This is a genomic window from Flavobacteriales bacterium (assembly GCA_020635855.1).
Classification (GTDB): Bacteria; Bacteroidota; Bacteroidia; order JACJYZ01; family JACJYZ01; genus JACJYZ01.
In genome coordinates, this window is the sequence record JACJYZ010000002.1 from 857576 (window position 1) to 878931 (window position 21356).

Sequence of the window (21356 nt, forward strand, 5' to 3'; positions counted from 1 at the left end):
TTATTTGAATACATAGGTATGAACATAACCGCGGAAACATACAGAAAGCTGGTCGCCGGGTTTGAACTGATACATGCTTAGCGTTAGCGGCGTGTGGGATTGCACTTGTATGACGGCATACCTTCTGAGCATGCCACTGGCGTTTGCGATGTGATAATAGATGAGGTAGGGTTTGGCGCGACTTGCATTCATCGCACTTATAGGTTCATGCTCGTCATCCTCCCGCTGTGTGAACAGGGGGGGAGTGGCAAACATGTTCATCGTGTCCAGGCCGCTTGTGTCACGGATGTCCACTTCAATGTAGCCGGTGGAATCTACCGCGAACTCGAAAGTAGGCTTGGGTATCTTCATTTCTTTGGTGAAGAAAGATGCCTGGGGTACACCGTATCCGTGGGCATAATCGAAATACGGGTACAGGTGTCCCGATTGCTGGAGCAGTTCCAGCATTTGCATGTTGGTAAGCGTGGTGTCTTTCTGCCAGGCACAGGCGGCGAACCCGGCCACAAGCGGACTTGCGAATGAAGTGCCGCTGGTTTCCTCAAGGTTTCCCGTTCCATGTCCTGTGGAAGCCATCACCGTACCGAACGCAGAAACATTGGGCTTCAGGCGATGGTCAACGGTAGGGCCGATCGAACTGAAATCACTTTTGTACCCTGTATTGGGATTGATGGCGCCCACGGTCAGGATGCTGTCGGCGTCGCCCGGACTGGCAATGTGCTTCCACCGGTTGTCGCCTTCGTTGCCCGCTGCATTCACCACCAGGATGCCTTTGGATGCCGCCATCGTAGCCGCCCTTGCGATGAGGCTGGTTTTGCCGTTCATGTCTTCCGGGAAGTAGCGTTGCACGGTGTACCCGAGTGAACTGTTGATGATCTGTACCCCTTGTTTGTCTGCCCACTCCACGGCGGCCAGCCAGTTTTTTTCTTCGGAAAAGGGTTCGTGGATGACATTTTCAGTTCGCGCCAGCAGGAACTCTGCGTCGGGTGCAAGTCCGACCGGTATGCTGTCGTAGATGCCCGCAATACACGACAGCACCATGGCGCCGTGTGTGCTATAGCCGTAGACCCATTCTTGTTTCTTAACAAAGTCGTACGTTGAGATGATGTGGTGCTGACTGCGGATGTGTTGGAATACAGGGTCGGTGTCTACACCTGGAAAACCCGCATCCAGTATGGCGATTCGGATGCCACGGCCTGTAAGCCCGGCCTCTTTGAAAAGCGCTCCTTCCATGAATGCGGTTTGCTGTACAAGGAGGTCGGTTTGCCTGCAGTTGAGTTTGCCGGTTGTTTGCCACGCCGGTTCAAGAAGCATTGGAGTCATTGCTTCTACTTTGCTTACGAATGGCAATGAACGGATGGTGTTCAACTGGTCGTGTTTTGCATATATGGCCAGCGCATTGAACCACCGGCTCGGGTAATCAATCGAATCACATATTGAACCTACTTCACGGATGTACCGAGGGTCAACCGGTATGTCGGTGCTGTCGAATACGGGAATACCGGCTGTCTTCCTTCGCTGAATCGCCAACGGGTCAAAGAAGGCATACGGATCAAACGCCTGCCCTCCCTTGTCGGTAAAGTACACCCAATATGGGGTGGAAGTGGTAACGGTTTCTGGTGCAGTTGCCTGGCCCATGGTCAAGGTCCCGTACATCAAACCTAGTCCGCAAAACCATCCTGTCTTCACTATTCGGGAGATATCCATTAAATTCGGGCGATTGAATCAACAAGAATAATAAAATTAACGATATGAGCCGGAGCTATATTGATCTCAGAAGTGATACCGTTACCAAACCCACACCCGCCATGTTGCAGGCCATGGTGGCGGCCGCGGTGGGCGACGACGTATTTGGAGAAGACCCTACGGTGAAAGCCCTGGAGGCGGAAATGGCGAGCCGTTTCGGGATGGAAGCCGGTTTGTATGGAGTGTCGGGTACGATGACCAACCAGGTGGCGATCCGCACGCATACCGTTCCGGGTGATGAGATCATTTGCGATGAGTTCAGTCATATCTACAACTATGAAGGCGGTACACCCGCCATGTTATCCGGTGCATCCATCCGCGTTGTCTACGGTCGCAACGGCATTCTGTTGCCTGAAGATATAACGCGGAACATCAAAACGGATACGGACTGGCACACCCGTACACGCATGGTGGTGGTTGAAAACAGTTGCAACATGACCGGCGGCAATTATTATTCGTTGGATCAGATCAGGGCGTTGTCTGCAGTGTGTCGGGACAAAGGATTGATCTTCCACGTGGATGGTGCCAGGATTTTCAACGCCCTGGTGGCTTCAGGTGCGGATGCATCGGAATATGGAAAGCATGTCGACAGCATTTCCATATGCTTGTCGAAAGGGCTCGGGTGCCCGGTAGGATCGGTGCTGGTTGGAAGTAGCGACATGATCAAACGCGCCCGCAAGGTGCGCAAAGCCATCGGTGGCGGGATGCGACAGGTGGGGGTGCTGGCGGCTGCCGGCCTGTATGCGCTCGAGCACCATGTGGGCCTGCTGAAGGAAGATCATCGCAGGGCGGCTGCGCTGGCAGCTGCATTAAATACACTTTCGTATGTGGAGGAAGTGGCCGATGTGTTCACCAACATTCTTGTGTTTCGCCTGAAAGATGAGGTGCAGGCCGACAAGTTTCTGGCTTACCTGAAGGAACAAGGCATCCTGGCCTTTTCCGTTCGCCCCCAAACCATCCGCTTTGTAACCCACCTTGACTTTACCGATGAGATGCTGGAAAAGACGTTGGAAGCGGTGAAGGGGTTTGAGTTGAAAGTCTCAAGTGGCGAGTCTCAAGTGAAGAGTTGAGATTGTGCCTGTGAATGTATTGCCTGCAAGCAGCTTATCGACGTCGGTTGCCAACTTGAAACTTGAGACTTGTAACTCGCAACTTCACCCCAGCATTTCCCGCTCAAAGTTGCACCATTCACATGTTTCTTCTCCGCAGCCCGGACTGAATTTCTGTGCCATGATTTGCTGGTAGGTGTCTTTGATCTGTGCCCTTACGATGCCTTCGTCGGCAGGTGTGATGAAGATCTTTTCTTTTGCAAACGCATCTTTTTCATCCGGTTCGATGAAGTCGATCTCTCCGGATTGTACCGCCCAGTTCGTGCGTTTGTCCGCATCCACCAATAACTTGTAAAACACCAGCTGCCGCCAGTAGTTGCCGCCATCGGGGTGCTTGTCGTTCGGGCTTTGAAGCTTGCTCTTGCCGTTGGCCACCTTGCCGGTTTTGTAATCCACCACGTTCACATGGTTGCCTTCGAACTCGATCTTGTCGAGCGTTCCGTTTACCGGCACACCGTCAATTTCCACCTGGCGGATGTGGTATTCGGTAACCACCACCGGGTTCCATGACGATGAGTAATGGGCATGGTATCTTCTGAGGATGTCTTCGCCCTGGTGCAGGCGATCTTCAAATTGCAGTGTGGTGAATGCAGCGGGATGTCGGTGCATCTCATGTCTGAAGCAATCTACCAGGAAGTCGGCATCCGGTAATGCTTCTTTGTCCTTCCATTGGTTGAAAAAGCGTCGGAGTGCATCGTGGATCACCGTTCCGAATGCCATGTACTGGTTCTCCACGGTGGGAACGCGCAGGATGTGATCGTAGAAAAAGGCGATCGGGCACTCGAGGTATTTGTTCAGATGGGTCACGTTCATCTGGTAGTGTTGCAGCAGTTCTGCGACCCGTTGTGATTCGGCTTCGGGCAGGGTGAGTTCCGGAGAGGGTAACAGCAACAGTGCTTGCAGCCGGATCAGGTCTTCTTCCTTGGCAGCTGGATGTGTGACCTGCATGGTTCCGCCTTCCAGCAATTCATCCACGAACAGGCAACGCTCAAGTTCTTTTTGGTCGCGGCTGGTTGGATAAATGAGTGTGAGTGAACGCATGGCGCGTGTCATGGCAACATAGAACAGGCGCCGACTTTCTTCGGTGTCGCTGTCTTCACCGGCCTGTGTCAGTGTATCCGGGAAGGTGAAGCGGTTGTTGCCTCCCTTCCTGCTGCTTTCCCACTGATCTTTGGTGGCGTCGATGATGTACACATGTTCGAACTCAAGCCCTTTGGAACCGTGTGCCGTCACCAGGTTGATGCCACCTTCATGGTCGATGGATTTTTCCAGCGGCAGGCTGAGTCGGTTGGCTTCCATCAACTCCAGTGTCTCCAGGAAACCGGCGAGGGTGAGTTTGCGCTGGCGGTTGGTTTCGGCGCGGGCAAACGAAAGAAAAGTACTCACGGCCTGCAGATGCCAGATGCGTTGCGGTGAGGCCAGGAGGTGTTTCATGAACCCGCTTTTGTCCAGCACCGTCTCGATCCACAGGGGGAGGGGCAGGTGGTGTGCATCGCGGATGGCATCTTCCAGCCAGGTGTTGAGCCGGATCACGGCCTGGGGGTCTTCCAGTTCGAGGGTGGCGAGCAGCAGGTGATCGCCGGTCAGCTCCCGCCAGGAAGCATGAGGTTTGGATTTGGCGGCCATGCGGATGGCCAGTTTAAGTACGTCTCTGCGGTTGAGGTTGGCAAAAGGGAAGTGCAACAGTTCAAAAAGCAGGGACTCGCCGCTCAGGATCCGCTGGTTTTCTTTTGCGCAGTAGTTGAATACGGTGATGAGCTGCCGAATGATGGGCAGTGTGAGCACATCCACCTTACGGCCGGTTTTATATGGGATGCCCTGCTGCTCCAGGATGCGGATGAAAGGTTCTGCGGAGGCGTGGTTGCGGTAGATTACCGCCATGTCTTTGTAGAGCGTTCCTTGGTTGTGGCGTGCCCGGATGCTGTCGGTGAGAACCTGCAAGGCATGCAGGTTGTTGGGGCATTCCCATACCGCGGGTTCGTCTTTCAGGTGGGCGAAGGCAGGGTGACGCGCCACCAGGGTTTTGTTGAGCCCCGGCAGGTGCGAATTGTTCAGTCGCTCGGTGTTGTGTTCGATCAGTCGCCTTGCCTCATCGAGGATCACCTGGGATGAACGGTAGTTTTCGGTGAGGACGACGGTTCGCAGATGTTGCCGGTAAAGTGTGCAGAAGTCGAGGATGTTCCGGATGTTGGCGCCCTGGAAGCGAAAGATCGATTGGTCGTCATCGCCCACCACGAACACGTCGGGTTTTTCCCAATAAGACGCAAGCAATTGGAGGATCTCGTTTTGTGCACCGTTGGTATCCTGGTATTCATCCACCAGGAAATATGGGTATCGCTCTTGCTGCAGTTGCAGGAATTCAGGCTGTTCCTTGAAGGCCCGGAGTACCCATAGGATCATGTCGGCATAGTCGTAACGCCGCAACTCATTCATGATGTCCTGGTAGCGTTGAAACAGGGAGGCACCTGCGAGCAGTTTCTCCATCCGCTCCTGAACCGGTTTGATCTTGTTGGGATTGGGATCACCCGCCTGGATGCCCTGTTTGGCATTGGCCCGTTTGTATGTGAATTCCTCCAGGGTTGGCAGTTCATCCAGGTATTGCTTCACTGTATCCTTAATGGTCTGCTCGGTCCAGTCTTCGCTTTTCATCACCTGGAACAAATGCTGCAGGCGGCTTACATCGCTATAAGGATCACCTTTGAATCGTTTCAGCAGGTGGTCTTTGGGGAGTTCTTCGATCAGACGTTTCATCACTTCCAGCCTTTCCAGGTCTGTGATGGGCTCGAAATCGCGTACCCCGAATACGTCAGGATTGGCCAGGATCAGATCATTGCAGTATCCGTGAAAAGTGAAGATGCCTACACGGTGGGCGGTCGGACCGATGAATTGCAGCAACCTCCTGCGCATCGCCACTGTTCCGGCTTCGGTGAAGGTGAGGCATAGGATCTCTTCGGGGTGCAACTGCAGGTCGGGGTGTTGCAGCATGTAAGCGATCCGCGCAGCCAGTACCTGCGTTTTTCCGGTACCCGGTCCGGCAAGTACAAGCACCGGACCTTCTATGCTTTCCACCGCAAGGCGTTGCCCGGGATTGAGCCGTTCAAGCACTTCGTCAAATCCGAATTTTGCAGCTGTTTGTGGGGGTGTACTTTGCATAGATATGTTACCTTGCGAAGGTACAAAAATGAACAGGCGGTTAAAGCTGTACGATTTTTACCCAAATTTGACCTTTAGGAATAATTTCCGTTAATTGGACTTTCAAATGCAAAGTGTAGGGCATTCTTTTAATCGTTGTTTTCGGGGACATGAAGATCAGGTACAGAGCCGGTAGTCGTCGTTTTGCGTGCATGGTTTCGCTGGCGATCCTGGCCGGAAGTACCACCGTTTCGGCTCAAAAGGGAAAGGCGGGAAGCGTTACCCTATCTGCCGCATCCACCGTCGTTAACGAATACACATACCTCACCGCAGATGTTGCGGCCGGAAGCACCGGCATCACCGTTAACAACAGTGCGCTGAACGCCAATGGTCGGTTCTCTGCTGCACTGGCCACCGGCGATCTGGTGTTCATTTATCAGGCGCAGGGAGCAACCCTGGATGGTGCTCCCAATGACATCACCTATGGTGCGGTACTGAACTACGTCTCATCCGGCCAGTATGAATTCGCACAGGTACTAGGTGTGCCCAATGCCAATACCATCGAACTGGATTGCGGATTGCAGCATGATTATGCCGATAGCGGACATGTGCAGGTGATCCGGGTGCCCCGTTATGCAGACCTTACCATTAACAGCGGTTCAAAGGTAACAGCTCCGGCGTGGGATGGTCAGACGGGTGGACTGGTGATCATTGAAGTGGAAAATGACCTGGTGGTGAACGGAACCATGGATGCCAGCGGACTTGGCTTCCGGGGAGGCAGACTGGATACCCAGACCGACTGGGGTTTTTATGGTGTGAAGAATTTGGATCCCAAGTTTGGTGGAGAGAAGGGTGAGGGGATCGGGGGATACCAGGCGTATTATGATGCAACCATCGGAGGTAGATACTCACGTGGTGCACCGGCCAACGGCGGTGGTGGAGGTAACTCCCACAACTCCGGCGGTGGTGGAGGTGGCAATGGCGGAGATCCGCTTGCGTGGCTGTCAACCGGCAACCCGGATACAAGTCAACCCGGATGGATCCAGGCTTGGGAACTGGAAGCTGCCGGCTTTCACACGTCCGTTTCATCCGGAGGTGGAAGAGGCGGATACACATGGAGCGATTTGAATGCCGATGCCACTGTGGTGGGCCCTGAACAGGCGGCCTGGTCAGGAGACAACCGAAAGCCTTTGGGTGGGTTTGGAGGAAGACCACTCGATTATTCTTCAGGCAGACTTTTTCTCGGCGGCGGCGGTGGAGCGGGCGACAGCAACAATGGCGACGGCGGTGTGGGCGGTGAAGGAGGCGGTGTCATCTTTGCGATGGTGTATGGCGATATCAGCGGATCGGGACAAATCATATCGAACGGAGTCAAAGGCGGGGATGCATGTTGTGCCGGTTTTTCATCCGGAGGAAATGATGGTGCAGGTGGTGGTGGCGCAGGCGGAACGGTTATTCTCAACACGTTGGGCAGCGCATCGGGCGTTACCGTGCAGGCCAATGGCGGCAGTGGAGGTTCCCAGTTCAACAAACCCAGCGCCGGTTCAAACACCGAAGCAGAAGGTCCTGGTGGTGGTGGTGGTGGTGGCCATGTGGCCATTTCCAATGGTGCGTTGACCGTTACGGCATCGGGTGGAAAGAATGGCACCACGAATGCAACTTCCCTTACGGAGTTCCCACCGAATGGTGCTACTTCCGGCCATGCCGGTACCATAAACGGCACCATTGGAGGATTCGACCTTGCGATCAATGATACAACGGTGTGCCTGGGCGGCTCAGTTGATTTGGCACCGAATATTGTCGGCACCGCCCCCGGCGGACTTACCGTTACCTGGTGGGATGCGGAAGTGGGTGGCAATCTGCTGGCAACGGGAAGTCCGCTTGCATTAGGCCCCCTCAACGCTGATACAACGCTTTATGTGGGTACATGCCCGGGTACGTTCAGGGTTCCTGTTACTGTTACGGTGGGTGCTTCCCTGTCTGTGGATGCCGGCAGCAACGTGACCATCTGTTCCGGTGGCAGCGTACAACTTAACGCATCAGGTGGCGTCACTTACGTGTGGTCGCCTTCCACGGGTCTTTCCAATCCGAACATCGCCAACCCTATTGCCAATCCTTCTTCCACCACCACTTATCATGTGACAGTAACCAATGGCGGCGGATGTTCCGGAACCGATTCGGTGGAAGTGAGTGTGGGGTCGTCCCTCAACATATCGGTAACAGCTGATGCCACGATTTGCGATGGAAGCAATGTTCAGTTGGCAGCCACGGGTGGGGGTACAAAGTTCACATGGTCGCCGGCGGCCACGCTAAGTGATTCGACCGTTTTCAATCCGGTGGCCACGCCCACATCTACCACTAAGTACTATGTGCTGGTGGAGGATACGTCCGGCGGATGCAGCCACCTGGATTCTGTTACCATTGCCGTTGCACCCATACCATTGGCTGAAGCAGGTGCCGGCGCTACCTTGTGTATGGGTGACAGCATACAGCTGAATGGCAGTGGTGGCGGAACCTATGCATGGTCTCCGGTTGTAGGATTGAGTGATCCGAACATCGCCATGCCTTATGCAAGACCATCTGCAACCACCACCTATTACCTCACCGTTACCGGTGCCGGAGGATGTTCTGCTATCGATTCAGTGGCTGTTGTTGTTAATCCCGTACCCAGTGCCGAAGCAGGAACGGATGTGACCATGTGTCTGGGAAGTGCCACCCAATTGAATGGCAGCGGTGCTGGTACGTACCTGTGGAGTCCGTCAACCGGGCTTAACAACGCAACGATTGCCAACCCGGTCGCAAATCCCACATCCACTACTACGTACTGGCTGACCGTAACGAATGCGTTCGGTTGCAAGGACAGTGATTCGGTGGTGGTCAGCATCGGTACCAATCTGACGGTGACCGTAACAGCGGATACGGCCATCTGTCCGGGTGATTCCGTTCAGCTATCGGCGTCGGGCGGGAACAGCTACCAGTGGACGCCCGCATCCACATTGAACAACGACACAATTTTTAATCCGGTGGCCACACCGGTTGCGCTTACCTATTATTACGTGCAGGTTACCGATACCGCCGGTTGCACGGGTTATGATTCCGTGTTGGTATCGTTGAGAACTCCACCGCCGGCTGATGCGGGCACCAATCAGCTCATGTGTGCCGGTGATTCTGTTCAACTGCAGGCGACGGGTGGAATTGATTATGTATGGGGACCTTCGGGCGGATTGAGCCAGGTGGGTGTATCCAATCCGAAAGCAAGTCCTTCCGGCGATATGACCTATTACGTGACCGTGACGGATACGTATGGGTGCGCAGCTACGGATAGCATGGAGGTGAACATCAACCCCGGACCCAATGTGAACTTCTCTAACACCGGTGGATGCACGGGTGATTCGATCCGTTTCACCGACCTGTCCAACAGCGTGGGCGGTAGCATCACCGGATGGAAATGGACTTTTGCCGGTACCGGTACCAGCAACCTGCAGGACCCGGTGTACCTGTTTGCAGGGTCGGGTACATACCTGGTGAAGCTTGTGGCAACGGATTCCGTGGGATGTTCGGATTCCATTCAAAAAGGTGTGACCCTCGGTGCCAAACCTACGGTAAACTTCAATGATACTGCATCCGGTTGCGGAAGCCTGTATGTTCAGTTCAGTAATTTCTCGAACGGTGGAACCCTGTATGCATGGGATTTCGGAGATGGTTCCACATCGTCACAGAACAGCCCTGCTCACAACTATACGTCTCCCGGAAACTATGATGTTACACTTGTTGTGACCAATGGTTCAAGCGGCTGCTCGGATTCACTAACCTATGCGGATATGATACGTGTTTATTCGAATCCGGTGGCGGAATTCAATTACTCGCCGACCGATATTTCTGCCGGACAGGAAGTGCAGTTTACGGATGTAACTTCCGGCGGTACGGCATGTACATGGTATTTTGCTGATGATAACTCTACGTCAAGCGCTTTCAATCCCACCCATGTATTTCAGGATACCGGTTGTTTTGATGTATCGATGATTGCCTGCAGCAGCATGGGATGTACGGATACCTCTGTTCATCAGTTGTGTATATCGGAAGATGTAAAACTGCATATTCCCAATACCATCACTCCCAACCAGGACGGGTCGAATGATACATGGATTATTACCAACCTCGATCGGTACCCGGCGGCTGTGATTCGTCTTTACAACCGGAATGGGAACCTACTTCAGACATTCACATCTTATCGGAATGATTTCGGCGGGATGATCGATGGGAAAGATCTGCCGGCTGCACCTTATTACTACATGCTGGATCTCGGTGACGGATCGGATGTGATTAAAGGAATACTGACCATAATCAGATGACCATGAGACAAGGTGGCATGAAACCGGGTGTATGGATTGGGGCATTGTTGCTGCTTGCTTTGCCGTTTATGGGTCGTGGACAGCAGTTGCCGGTGTTCAGTCATTACATGTTTAATCGTGTGTTGCTGAATCCTGCCGTTGCCGGTTCAGACCCTTTTATCAATATTCAACTGAACCATCGCAGCCAGTGGGTGGGCTTTGAAGATGCGCCGGTAACGCAGGTGCTTAGCGGGCACGGTGTGTTACCCAATGGAAAGATGGGTGTGGGAGGTTATATGTTCAATGATGCTGCCGGGCCTTTTCACCGGATCGGGTTGAACCTGGCGTATGCTTACCATCTTCAGCTTGGAGAAGTGAACCTGGTCATGGGCCTGTCGGGCGGATTGCTTCAGTACAGTGTAGACGGAAGGCAAATGGAACTGTATGACGCCACCGACCAGTTGATAGACCTGAATACACGAGACAAAGACATCACCCCTGATGCCAACTTCGGGATGTATCTCTACAATGACAAGCTGCATGTGGGTATTTCAGCCCTGCACCTGCTGGAAGGGCGGTTGCAGTTTTTTAATGGCAAACCGCTCCCGGCATCCATCCCGCTGGAGAATCACTACTACTTGATGGCCGGATATGAGATAGATACGCGGGGTAAACTCAAAGTGGAGCCTTCGTTATTGGTTCATGCGGTCAAGGCCAACCCTGTGCAGGTGCATGTGAACACGAACCTGTTGTTTGATGAAAAGATCTATGCCGGCATTTCTTACCGGACGGGTGATGCGGTGGTGTTGCTGGCCGGTGCGGTTATCAAGGAACACTTCAAGGTGATTTACTCTTATGATTTCCTGTATTCCTCATTAAGGTCATCCAACAGCGGATCGCATGAGATTACGCTGGCATACAGTCTCGCTTACAAGAGCGGAGACGGGCCCCTGAAACGCAGATATAAGTTGAACCGGGTTCACGTCAATTAGCCCGGTTTCCCTAAGCTGATAATGTTTTGCGGGATCGGGGGAATGAGTATCTTTGACTCCCGATGAAAAGTAAGGTATTGTTTGTTTTCGGTACAAGGCCGGAAGCCATTAAAATGGCACCGGTTATACGCGAACTAAAGTTACACGGTACCGCATTGGATGTGAGGGTATGTGTGACTGCCCAGCACCGGGAAATGCTTGATCAGGTGTTGGAATTCTTCGAAATAACTCCCGAATACGATCTTGATATCATGAAGCCCGGTCAGGGATTGCATGGATTGACAGCGGCCGTGCTGCAGGAAGTAAAGCCTGTGTTGGATGACTTCCAGCCAGATCTGGTGCTCGTTCATGGTGACACGACCACGACGATGGCCACCACTTTGTCTGCATTCTATAATCATGTGCCTGTTGGTCATGTTGAAGCGGGTTTGCGCACCTACGATATGCAGGCGCCTTTTCCGGAGGAAGCCAATCGTGTTTTAACGGGTAGACTTGCAACGTATCATTTTGCTCCCACTTCCCGCGCTGCAGATAATCTGACAAAAGAAGGTGTGGATAAGGCTGTTTTGACGGTCACCGGCAATACGGTCATAGATGCATTGCTTGAAAGCGTTACCATTGTGAATGCCGATGGGTACCATCACCCCGAAATTTCTAACCTGCGTGACAAGGTGCCTGCAGGCAAAGACTGGGTATTGGTGACCGGCCACCGCAGGGAGAACTTCGGTTCCGGATTTGAGAACATTTGTATGGCCCTGCGGGAGCTGGCTCAAACCGAGGAAGTGGAGATCATTTACCCGGTGCACCTGAATCCGAATGTGCAAGGCCCGGTTTACAAATACCTGGAAGGAATTTCCAATGTACACCTCATTTCACCTTTGTCTTATCCTGCATTTGTTTGGTTGATGGATAAATCAAGGTTGATTATTACAGACAGTGGTGGCGTGCAGGAAGAGGCTCCGAGTTTGGGTAAGCCTGTGCTTGTGATGCGTGAGACAACCGAGAGACCGGAAGCAGTGGAAGCAGGTACTGTGATTCTGGTGGGCACGGACAAGAACAAGATTGTAGATGAAGCCAGGAGTTTGTTGCAAGACAAAATGCGTTATGAACGCATGGCTAAGTTGCACAACCCATATGGTGATGGCAAAGCCAGTGAGCGGATTCGGGCTTTTATAGAACACATGATACGAGTGAAAAATGGTTGAAAAACATGGAAAGGCAACACCGGATGTTGTCATGATGGGGCTCGGCTATATTGGGCTACCGACAGCAGCCTTGATGGCAGCCAAAAACCTGAACGTGCATGCGGTGGATGTGAACCCGGATGTGGTTAGTACCATCAACCGGGGTGAGATACATATTGTGGAACCGGCATTGGACGGTTTGGTCAAACATGGAGTGGAAAGAGGTTATCTCAAAGCATTTCTTGAGCCGGTTTCGGCACCTGTATACCTGATTGCGGTTCCGACGCCGTTCAAAAATGATCATGAACCTGATCTTGCGTATGTAGAGTCGGCGGTTAAAATGATATTGCCTGTTTTGGCAGAAGGGCAGTTGGTTGTTATAGAATCCACCAGCCCGGTTGGGACAACGGAAAAAATGAATGCATTGGTTGAGGCGGTCCGGCCTGAGTTGAAGGGCAAAGTATATTTTGCATATTGCCCCGAACGAGTTTTGCCAGGCAACGTGATAGAGGAGTTGAGCAACAATGATCGCGTGATAGGTGGGCTAGACGTGAAGTCGACAGAATTGGCAACGGCCTTCTATGGGAAATTTGTAAAAGGGCAATTGCACCAATCGCAAGCCCGTACGGCTGAAATGTGCAAACTGGTGGAAAATGCCTCGCGGGATGTATCCATTGCCTTTGCCAATGAGTTGTCTATTATTTGTGATAAAGCGGGTATTGATGTGTGGGAATTGATTCGTCTTGCAAATCGTCACCCACGGGTGAATATCCTTCAGCCTGGTACCGGTGTGGGCGGTCATTGTATTGCGGTTGATCCGTGGTTCATTGTACACGACTTCCCTGAGGAGGCTGTCATAATTCGGAAGGCACGTGAGCTTAATAACTACAAAACCGAGTGGGTGATTGAGAAAATCAAAAACGCGTCCCTGGCATTTGAATTGAAAAACAAACGCAAACCGGTGATTGCATGTTTGGGTTTGGCTTTTAAACCGAATATTGATGACTTGAGGGAATCACCGGCTGTATCGGTGGTCAAGGTGCTGATGAAAGAGAATTGTGTGCTTAAAGTGGTTGAACCCCATGTGCGCGAGGTGGAGGGTATTGAAATTGTTCCTTTTGAGACAGCTGTGTCGGAGGCCGACTTGGTTGTAGCCTTGGTTAAACATGATATTTTTGCACAGTTACGACTCAAACCGGGTATTGAAGTGTTGGATTTTTGCGGTTTACTCAATCATGCTTGAATATCTGCAATGGTTGAAACGAAAGCCAAACGATTGCTTATAGTTCAACGGGTTCTGACAAAATACCGGTATGAACTTCTTAAAGAACTTTCTCCTTTTTTTTCTTCAGTAACCATTGCTACTTCCGCTGGAGACGGACAAGGTACGCTGCGGTTGTACCGTCCTCAGCAAGTTGAATACAGGAATGTAAACATAAAGGTACTTCCTGCCCTTAAGTTGGGGTATTCCGGAGATGTAAGATCAACCACGGTCTTTTTGTATCCTGCCGTTTTGTTGCAGGTTTTCAGACATGATGTGTTGTTGCTGGAAGGAACCACGAATGTGTTGAATAATCTGTTCATTGTTCCTTTGGCAAAGCTATTGGGTAAAAAGATCATCTGGTGGGATTCCGGTTCCTCACAAATGGTTCGCACACCCAGAAGGAAGGTAATAGATTTTGTCATGGGCATATTGATTATGCTAACGGATGCCCAGATTGCATACTCTCAAAAGGGTAGGCGTTACATGTCGGAATACATGCACGCAGGAAACTGCCACTGCCTTCTGAACGCAATCAATACAAGCTATTTTGAGGGTATTCGCGAAGAAGTGAATCATGTTGCAGATACCAGGGAAACCAATTCTCAACAGATTCGGTTGTTGTATGTTGGTGTTGTGGAGAAGAGAAAGATGGTGCGTGAGTTGATTGATATGGTTTCTGCATTGAACAGGGCGGGTACGCGTACTTACATGTTGGATATTGTGGGAGGAGGTAGCGAATATGAACCTTTAATCAAATACGTTGAGGAAAATTCAATCAGGCATGTTAAGTTGCTTGGCCCGAAGTATGCATATGAAGAACTGAAGCCTCACTATTTTGCTGCGGATATTTTTGTTCTTCCGGGAGACGGAGGGCTTGCTGTGTTGCAGTCTGTGTTGTTTGGATTGCCTGTCTTGACCGTACATGCGGATGGTACGGAGGAGGACTATCTGCCGCCTGAGTGTATTTTCTCTTCATTGGGTGAGATTCAGGAGGCACTTCTTCGGATGGAGCCTGTAAAGCGATTGAGGTCGTCTGATGCAGCGCGGTTTTATCATATTAACTGGATCACCGGATTTGTAGAACTTTCAAATCAATGCTGAGGATACTGATCATTATTGCATTCGTTGTAGAGTATCTCGCAGCCCGGACTTTTAATCCAGATTGTATCAACCCACTGATTGCTTTGTGGAGCATATATTTTGTCAGTGTCTGGATACAACAAAAGACATTCAGAAAGAATTTTGTGTTCAGTCCGGTATTTGTTTTTAACAGCATATACTACCTGATTTTTTCCGTGACTGATATATCAGGCCTTTTTTATGATCACGAGTTGTCGTGGGTCATTGTGTATGCATTTCTGTCATTTAATGTAGGTGTTCCGTTGGCGGTTTTTTTGAATAGAGATATTCCTCAGCAGATGAACATTCGGTTTATCCCCAAAGCATATAACAACTACATAACGATATCATTGGGAATGGGCGTCATCTCCATGATTGTCTATTTTCTCTTTTTCGGAATACCACTGCTCCAGGCAAACATAAATGAAGCAAGAACAGTAGGGAATACCGGAGCTGTAAACCCACTGTTCTTTGTGATTAAGTACAATGCGAATATTGCTTTGCTCATGCTGTGTATAGCCTCTATCAAACGCTATGTGCTCAAGCAGTCATTTCATATAAGAGGTTTTAATTTTCTCCTGGGGGGGGTGTTGTTATTTCTGATGGTTCTCGAATCGAATAGGACAAGCTTTTATTATGTATTTGTGCCATCTTTTGTCTACCTGCTGGTACTCAAGAGAAGGATCTCCATTAAAAGTGTTGTGATTCCTGTTGTATTTATCTTATCCATTGCGTATTTCGGTAGATATAGAAATGCGGGGTCGTTTGACAGGCCCATTACGGTCACTTTTCTGAATGAACTGGTCGCGATGAAATACAACCTTACCACGGTTTATCGGTATTACTCCGAACATGAAGAGCGAGAACACGGCATGATGCACTTGAGAGGACTTGCGGTACTGCTGCCAGGACACCAGTTGGATATGAGCCTGTTTCTTAAAAACAAACTGGGAATTGAATTTGAAGGAGGAGGAATGACACCTACCATTCTGGGGCAGATTTATGTGGATTTTGGATTCTGGGGATTGATTATAGAAATGTTTCTGCTCGGCTTGTTGTTAAATCAATATTTTTTCTGGGTCTTGCACAGCCATAGGGAAATCGTACTGATTATGTTTTGTTACCTCATGGCGTATTTTCCTTATTCGATCCGAAATGGAATCTTGTATTCTTATGCCATTGTGTTCAGTTTGGTTTTCATATGGTTGTATAAAGTGGTCTTGAGAAAAAGTGAATGACATGTTTATGCTGATGGGTTTTGCGGGTAACTTTAAACGGATGGATGGCATATGAAGCGCAGAATGTCATATATCCTGCCTGGTATACCTGTTATTCCAGTTTTGGAGGTGACCGGACGGATGATGGCTTTCCTCAGCGTAATTCTGGTGACACGTATTTTGTCGGTTGAAGATTACGGACGCTATTCTTATGTGTTGTCTATCGTATTGCTGGTATCCGTTGTGATGGATGGCGGTATCAACAGTCTGGCGTTTAATAACAGTCTCAGAAACCAATTGGATGAGCTTCCAAGCTTGTTCACTACCAAGAATTTCTTTTCGTTGATTGCAGCGGTTTTGTTTTTCGCCATCATAGGCGTTTTCAAACCGGATTACTTTTTCCTGGTGATGCTTGCAACCGGGAGTATCTTTTTTACCGGATCAGTGGCGTTTGTGAAAATGATTGCAAGAGGGCAGACGGAGATTCGTACCGATTCTTTGGCAATTGTTGCAGAACCGTTGTTTCGGATCATTGTTCTTGGCATCATTTGGATAGGGGGCATTGTGGTCGGGTTGGAGATGTTGTTGTTGACTTTACTGTTGGTGTCCTTTCTTGCATTCATCGTCTTGTATGGGTTGGCCAAATCAAGATATCCTCTCGACATAGGATTCAGTTCTATTCAGGTGAAGAAGGTGTTTACTTCATCCCGCTGGTACCTTATGTATTATTTTGCGTTGGTAGGAATTAAACGTTCGGAGGTTGTGTTGCTGAATGGAATGCTGGATACGACTTCCGTGGCGTATTATTCGGCTGCGTTTAATATATACCTGTCCCTTCAGCTGTTCTTTACAGCATTCGTTTCCAGCAAGCTCAAATTGGCGGTCACTTCTCAATGGCACGATGCCCGTCGGAGTGTGTTACAGGTTGCTGTGTATGCCATTGCAGTTGTATTGTTTGTGGTCCTTTTTGCCAAGGTCATTTTCGGTGTGATTTATCCGGTGGAATACGCGCATTCCCATTTGTTTCTTCAGTATCTGGTGTTGGGATTACCATTCTATATCATGACAGAGGCCGGCGTATATCTCTTGAACTATATGCACAAAACACGGCAAAATGCATTTGTCTTGGCCACTGCAATGTGCGTAAAGGTGATTATGTTGCTTGTGGTGCATCCTGCCAGTATCACACAATTCATATTTTGCTATGTCTTTTTTGAAACTGCTCTGGGCGTGATTTATCTGGCACTGATTCTGCGCAATGCCAAAAGGTTTTTCGGGACCGGAAACATGAAAGCTGTTTATGAAAATACTGCAGGTTAACAAGTACATGCACCAGGTGGGCGGTGCTGAATCTTACATGTTCAGTTTGAGCCGGGCACTTGTCGAGGAGGGTTTTGATGTGGCTTATTGGGGGATGGAACACGCGGACATGCTGGTGGAAGACAAATACGGCACGTTTGCAGAGGAAATTGACTACGGGAGTATGGGTTTGCTGAAAAAGTTCAGCAAATCATTTGCAACGGTATACTCGGGCAAGAACCGTTCTAAAATGGCCAAAATACTGGATCGGTTCCGGCCTGATATTGTTCACCTTCACAACTACAATTTCCAACTCACTGCCAGCATCCTTCCTGAAATGCACAAGCGCGGTATAAAGGTAGTGCAAACCATTCATGACAGTCAGATGGTTTGTCCATATCATCGCCTTTACAACTTTCAACGCGATGCAACCTGTACAAAATGTGTAGAGGGAAGTTTTGTGAATTGTATCAAAGACAGGTGTTTCAATGATTCCTATTTTCAGAGTACGCTCGGTGCTTTGGAGTCAACATTATACCATGGGCTGAATTATTACAACCGTTACCTGGATGCCATTATTTCCCCCAGTCAGTTTTTAGCAGATCTGGTTAGCAGACGTGTGGATGTGCCTATACGGGTCATTCCCAATTTCTACCAGCTTCCGTCTGATTTTATCTTGTCTCCTTCCAATAACCGGGATTACTATTTGTACTATGGCAGGGTCTCTCCTGAGAAAGGAATTGTTGAATTTCAGGAAATGGCAAATAAATTGAAGTTTAAATTGCTGGTGGTTGGGAAGGGTGAATCGGTGGATCGGATCAAAAATACAGCGTATGTGACCTACCTTGGACCCAAATACGGAAACGAACTGTTGACATTGATAGCAGGAGCCAAAGCAGTTGTTCAGCCTGCAAAATGGTATGAGAATTGTCCGATGACGGTCATCGAATCCTATGCGGTGGGCACACCGGTTATCTGTTCGGATCACAGTGGCTTCAAAGAGTTGGTTGATCCTGAGAAAACCGGATACTTGCTGAATTTTGATTCTCCGGATGCGCATCAGAATTGGAAAGCCATGGACGATGAGTTAACAAACAGGAGTTTCTTCACAGCATGTAGAGAGCGATTCAATCAGCACTATTCCAAGCAGTGCCACATGAGAGACGTTACACAACTTTACCAGACCACTTATGGGAAATAGCCACTTTCTCCAAAAAATTGTTTCTAAGGTAAAAGGTGAGTCTTACCAGGTATCTTACCAGTTTTCAGTCAGGGAAATGGTAATTATTTTCTTTGAACGTTTGGTGTCTTTGATCAGAGGGACACTGTTTGTAAAACCCTTTCTTCGAAGGTCCAAAGGGTTTGTGTTCATGCAAAGAGGTGTACAAGTGCAATTCGCCTCTAAAATAAGTTGCGGCAGAAATCTAAACCTGAGGAGGTATGCGAAAATTCAGGCGTTGTCGGTGGACGGGGTACGTATTGGCGATAATTTCACACTCGGTGAATTTGCAATGATCGAATGTACAGGTGTGTTGCGAAATGTTGGACAAGGTTTGGTGATAGGTGACAATGTTGGGATTAACCACCATTGTTTCATTGGTGTGAGAGGGCAGATTCGAATAGGCAACAATGTCATTTTCGGTCCTTTTGTCTCTGTGTTTTCCGAAAATCACAATTTCGACAGCACCGAAATTCCAATCAAAGAGCAGGGCGTAGAACGAATGGAAACAATAATAGAGGAAGATGTGTGGATCGGTGCAGGCGCAAAAATATTGGCGGGTGTTACGATTGGTAAAGGCAGTGTAATTGCTGCAGGGGCAGTAGTTAACAAAGATGTACCACCTTATTCAGTGGTGGGTGGTGTACCGGCCAAAGTACTCAAAAACCGGAAGGATGTATGATCCTTGATGCACTGCATGGACCAGGATAAGCTTGTTTTATAAGCTTTCAAATACTTCCAGGTACCTGTTGGCGATTGATTGCCAGTTGTAGTGTGTTTGCACGTATGCATACCCGGTTTTTGCCATTTCTGAAATCCGCTTTGGATCATTCGCAATGGTTTGCCACCTGGTTGTAAGGTCTTCGTAATTATTTTTCTCAAAGTAGTAAACACTGTCCCCGGCTGTGGCGCGGTTTTCTTCAATACCATTTACCAATGCACATACATGTCCGCCCATTGCTGCAAGCAATGAGGGTGAAGTTCCTTCCATTTCGCTTGCCGATACGTATATGAGTGCGTTTACCAATAATTGTTCGTATTCATCGCCGTAGAGATAACCAAGAAACCGAATACGATCGGATGCTTCTGAAAACAATTGATTTCTGTAATCTGTGTGTTGGTCATCTCCAATAATAACCAGTGGAAATTCTGTCTTCAGTTTTTTGTAGGAAGCAATCAGATGGTGAACACCCTTTTCAGGAACAAGGCGCCCAACGAATAGAAAATACCCGTTAGCCTGGAGTTGGAACTTTTCCAGTATTTCCTCCGAAAGCAAGGGTTTCCTGGTCGTGATCTTTGCTCCGTAAGGGATCATGACCGTATTTACCTGGCGATGGTCTAAATAATATTGTGATACAACCTGATTGTCTGTAATGATCTTGTGTGCGTATTTCCTGGCTACTATTTCACCCAGTTTGTGCATGGTTTTTCCTGCCCATCCCCATTTTTCCCGTTTCCATTCTATGCCATCAACGGAAATGATCACCTTTTTTCCCGCCCACCTTAATAATGGTATGATAAGCGCATTTCCTGTATTGTACAGGTGAACATATTTGAAGCCCGGGTAAAAGAATATCAATCTGATCGCAGAAAGAAATGTATGTGATATGGTGTCTAAGCTTTTGGCATTGATTGAGGCAACATAACACAACTTGACCCCGCCATAATGCTTGGGACGTGTTTTGTAGCGGTTTTTCCGGCAAAACACCAATACATCATGACCCTGTTCCGTCCAGTGTTTTGATATGTGATCTGTACAGGTCTCAAAACCTCCATAGTTAGCAGGGAGGCCACGAATGCCAAGAACAGCTATCTTCAATGTTATGCCTTCTGCTGAATAGAAGAGAACTCCTTTGCATACTCTGCCAGCGCTTCTTGCCATGAGGGCATGAAGTTGAGGTTGCGGGCATTCAGTTTCATGTTGATTAGCTTTTCTGATGCCGGCCTGGGAGCAAAATAATCTTCTTTGAAATGGTCGGAACTCACCTTGGTAACAGTGATGTCATTTTCCAGCCCGAGCAGCTTTACAAACTCCAAGGCAACATCATACCTGCTGCAATCACCATTGCATACTTGGTTATACAAACCGTATTGACCAGTTTGTACAATCTCAAAAATGCCATTTGCAAAGCTCTTTGTATATGTGGGCGTGCCGAGTTTGTCTTCAACCACGAATAGTTCCTTTTGTCCGGCTTTCAACTGCTTGAAGATTTTGTAAATAAATTTCTTGTCTTTCTTCTCTCCACCACCCATCATCCAGCCAGCACGGAAAATGTAATACCTTGACAAGGTCTTTTCTACAAACCGTTCTCCGTAGTACTTTGATTTTGCATATATCCCAAGTGGATTAGGTGTGTCAAAATCGTTGTAGTATTCCTGCTGACCATCAAAAATGCCCGCAGTGCTTATGTATACATGAGGAACATTCATTTCCCGGGCAACCAGAGCGCAATTCTCGGCGCCAAGTGCGTTGGTTAGCCAAGCATTTTCCTGGTTGAGTTCACAAAATTCAAGATCTGTGAGTGCCGCCAGGTTGATAATCAGATCCGGCTGAAAGGATAAAATTGAATCACGTATTTCCGTGTAGGATCTCACATCTGCTTTTTCAAGCCATGACTCGTTTAGGTCGATGTCTGTGGCCTTGACATTAGCATGTGCGGAGAATTGCTTGTATACCGCCTGCCCCAACATGCCTCCGCAACCTGCAATGTAAACCTTGGTAGATGATGATATTTTCATGTTTTCCT

At 49.2% G+C, this 21356-nt stretch carries 14 protein-coding genes; 10 read left to right on the forward strand and 4 right to left on the reverse strand.

Annotation, left to right across the window (positions count from 1 at the left end):
• Positions 1-1653 carry a S8 family serine peptidase gene (locus tag H6585_03580; protein MCB9447409.1) on the reverse strand — a complete coding sequence of 551 codons (1653 nt, stop codon included), beginning with the start codon at positions 1651-1653 and terminating at the stop codon, positions 1-3.
• Between the two features lie 95 nt (positions 1654-1748).
• Here H6585_03580 and H6585_03585 point away from each other — a divergent pair, with 95 nt between their 5' ends.
• Complete coding sequence (locus tag H6585_03585; protein ID MCB9447410.1) at positions 1749-2813, forward strand: aminotransferase class I/II-fold pyridoxal phosphate-dependent enzyme; 1065 nt, start codon at positions 1749-1751, stop codon at positions 2811-2813.
• 84 nt (positions 2814-2897) lie between these two features.
• Here the strand turns inward: H6585_03585 and H6585_03590 are convergent, their stop codons facing one another.
• The gene (locus H6585_03590; protein MCB9447411.1) at positions 2898-6005 is read right to left on the reverse strand and encodes an ATP-dependent helicase; all 3108 of its coding nucleotides are present in this window, start codon (positions 6003-6005) and stop codon (positions 2898-2900) included.
• A gap of 149 nt (positions 6006-6154) precedes the next feature.
• On the opposite strand from H6585_03590, the gene H6585_03595 reads away from it, so the two are divergent.
• The 9 genes from H6585_03595 to H6585_03635 all read left to right on the forward strand — a co-directional run bounded on the left by H6585_03595 (position 6155) and on the right by H6585_03635 (position 19291).
• Positions 6155-10336, forward strand: a complete 4182-nt coding sequence (locus H6585_03595) for a gliding motility-associated C-terminal domain-containing protein (GenBank protein MCB9447412.1) — start codon at positions 6155-6157, stop codon at positions 10334-10336.
• A gap of 2 nt (positions 10337-10338) precedes the next feature.
• On the forward strand, positions 10339-11307 hold the full coding sequence (locus H6585_03600) for a type IX secretion system membrane protein PorP/SprF (GenBank protein ID MCB9447413.1): 969 nt from the start codon (positions 10339-10341) through the stop codon (positions 11305-11307).
• A 62-nt stretch (positions 11308-11369) separates the two neighbouring features.
• Complete coding sequence (gene wecB / locus H6585_03605) at positions 11370-12512, forward strand: UDP-N-acetylglucosamine 2-epimerase (non-hydrolyzing) (GenBank protein ID MCB9447414.1); 1143 nt, start codon at positions 11370-11372, stop codon at positions 12510-12512.
• A gap of 31 nt (positions 12513-12543) precedes the next feature.
• A complete protein-coding gene (wecC, locus tag H6585_03610) occupies positions 12544-13734 on the forward strand; it encodes a UDP-N-acetyl-D-mannosamine dehydrogenase (protein ID MCB9447415.1) in 1191 nt (396 codons plus the stop codon).
• A gap of 324 nt (positions 13735-14058) precedes the next feature.
• Positions 14059-14856 carry a glycosyltransferase family 4 protein gene (locus H6585_03615; protein MCB9447416.1) on the forward strand — a complete coding sequence of 266 codons (798 nt, stop codon included), beginning with the start codon at positions 14059-14061 and terminating at the stop codon, positions 14854-14856.
• Positions 14850-16112, forward strand: a complete 1263-nt coding sequence (locus tag H6585_03620) for an oligosaccharide repeat unit polymerase (GenBank protein MCB9447417.1) — start codon at positions 14850-14852, stop codon at positions 16110-16112. The genes H6585_03615 and H6585_03620 overlap by 7 nt, the downstream gene beginning before the upstream one ends.
• A 63-nt stretch (positions 16113-16175) precedes the next feature.
• On the forward strand, positions 16176-17411 hold the full coding sequence (locus H6585_03625; GenBank protein MCB9447418.1) for an oligosaccharide flippase family protein: 1236 nt from the start codon (positions 16176-16178) through the stop codon (positions 17409-17411).
• The gene (locus H6585_03630; protein MCB9447419.1) at positions 17392-18591 is read left to right on the forward strand and encodes a glycosyltransferase family 4 protein; all 1200 of its coding nucleotides are present in this window, start codon (positions 17392-17394) and stop codon (positions 18589-18591) included. The genes H6585_03625 and H6585_03630 overlap by 20 nt, the downstream gene beginning before the upstream one ends.
• Positions 18581-19291: an acyltransferase gene (locus H6585_03635; protein MCB9447420.1), complete on the forward strand. Its 711-nt coding sequence runs from the start codon at positions 18581-18583 to the stop codon at positions 19289-19291. The genes H6585_03630 and H6585_03635 overlap by 11 nt, the downstream gene beginning before the upstream one ends.
• A 36-nt stretch (positions 19292-19327) precedes the next feature.
• Here H6585_03635 and H6585_03640 read toward each other — a convergent pair whose 3' ends face one another.
• Together H6585_03640 and H6585_03645 are read right to left on the reverse strand one after the other, a co-directional pair.
• Positions 19328-20428, reverse strand: a complete 1101-nt coding sequence (locus H6585_03640) for a DUF1972 domain-containing protein (protein MCB9447421.1) — start codon at positions 20426-20428, stop codon at positions 19328-19330.
• A gap of 2 nt (positions 20429-20430) precedes the next feature.
• Positions 20431-21348 (reverse strand): NAD(P)-dependent oxidoreductase, encoded by a 918-nt coding sequence (locus tag H6585_03645; GenBank protein ID MCB9447422.1) that lies wholly within the window; start codon positions 21346-21348, stop codon positions 20431-20433.
• Positions 21349-21356: the final 8 nt, after the last annotated feature.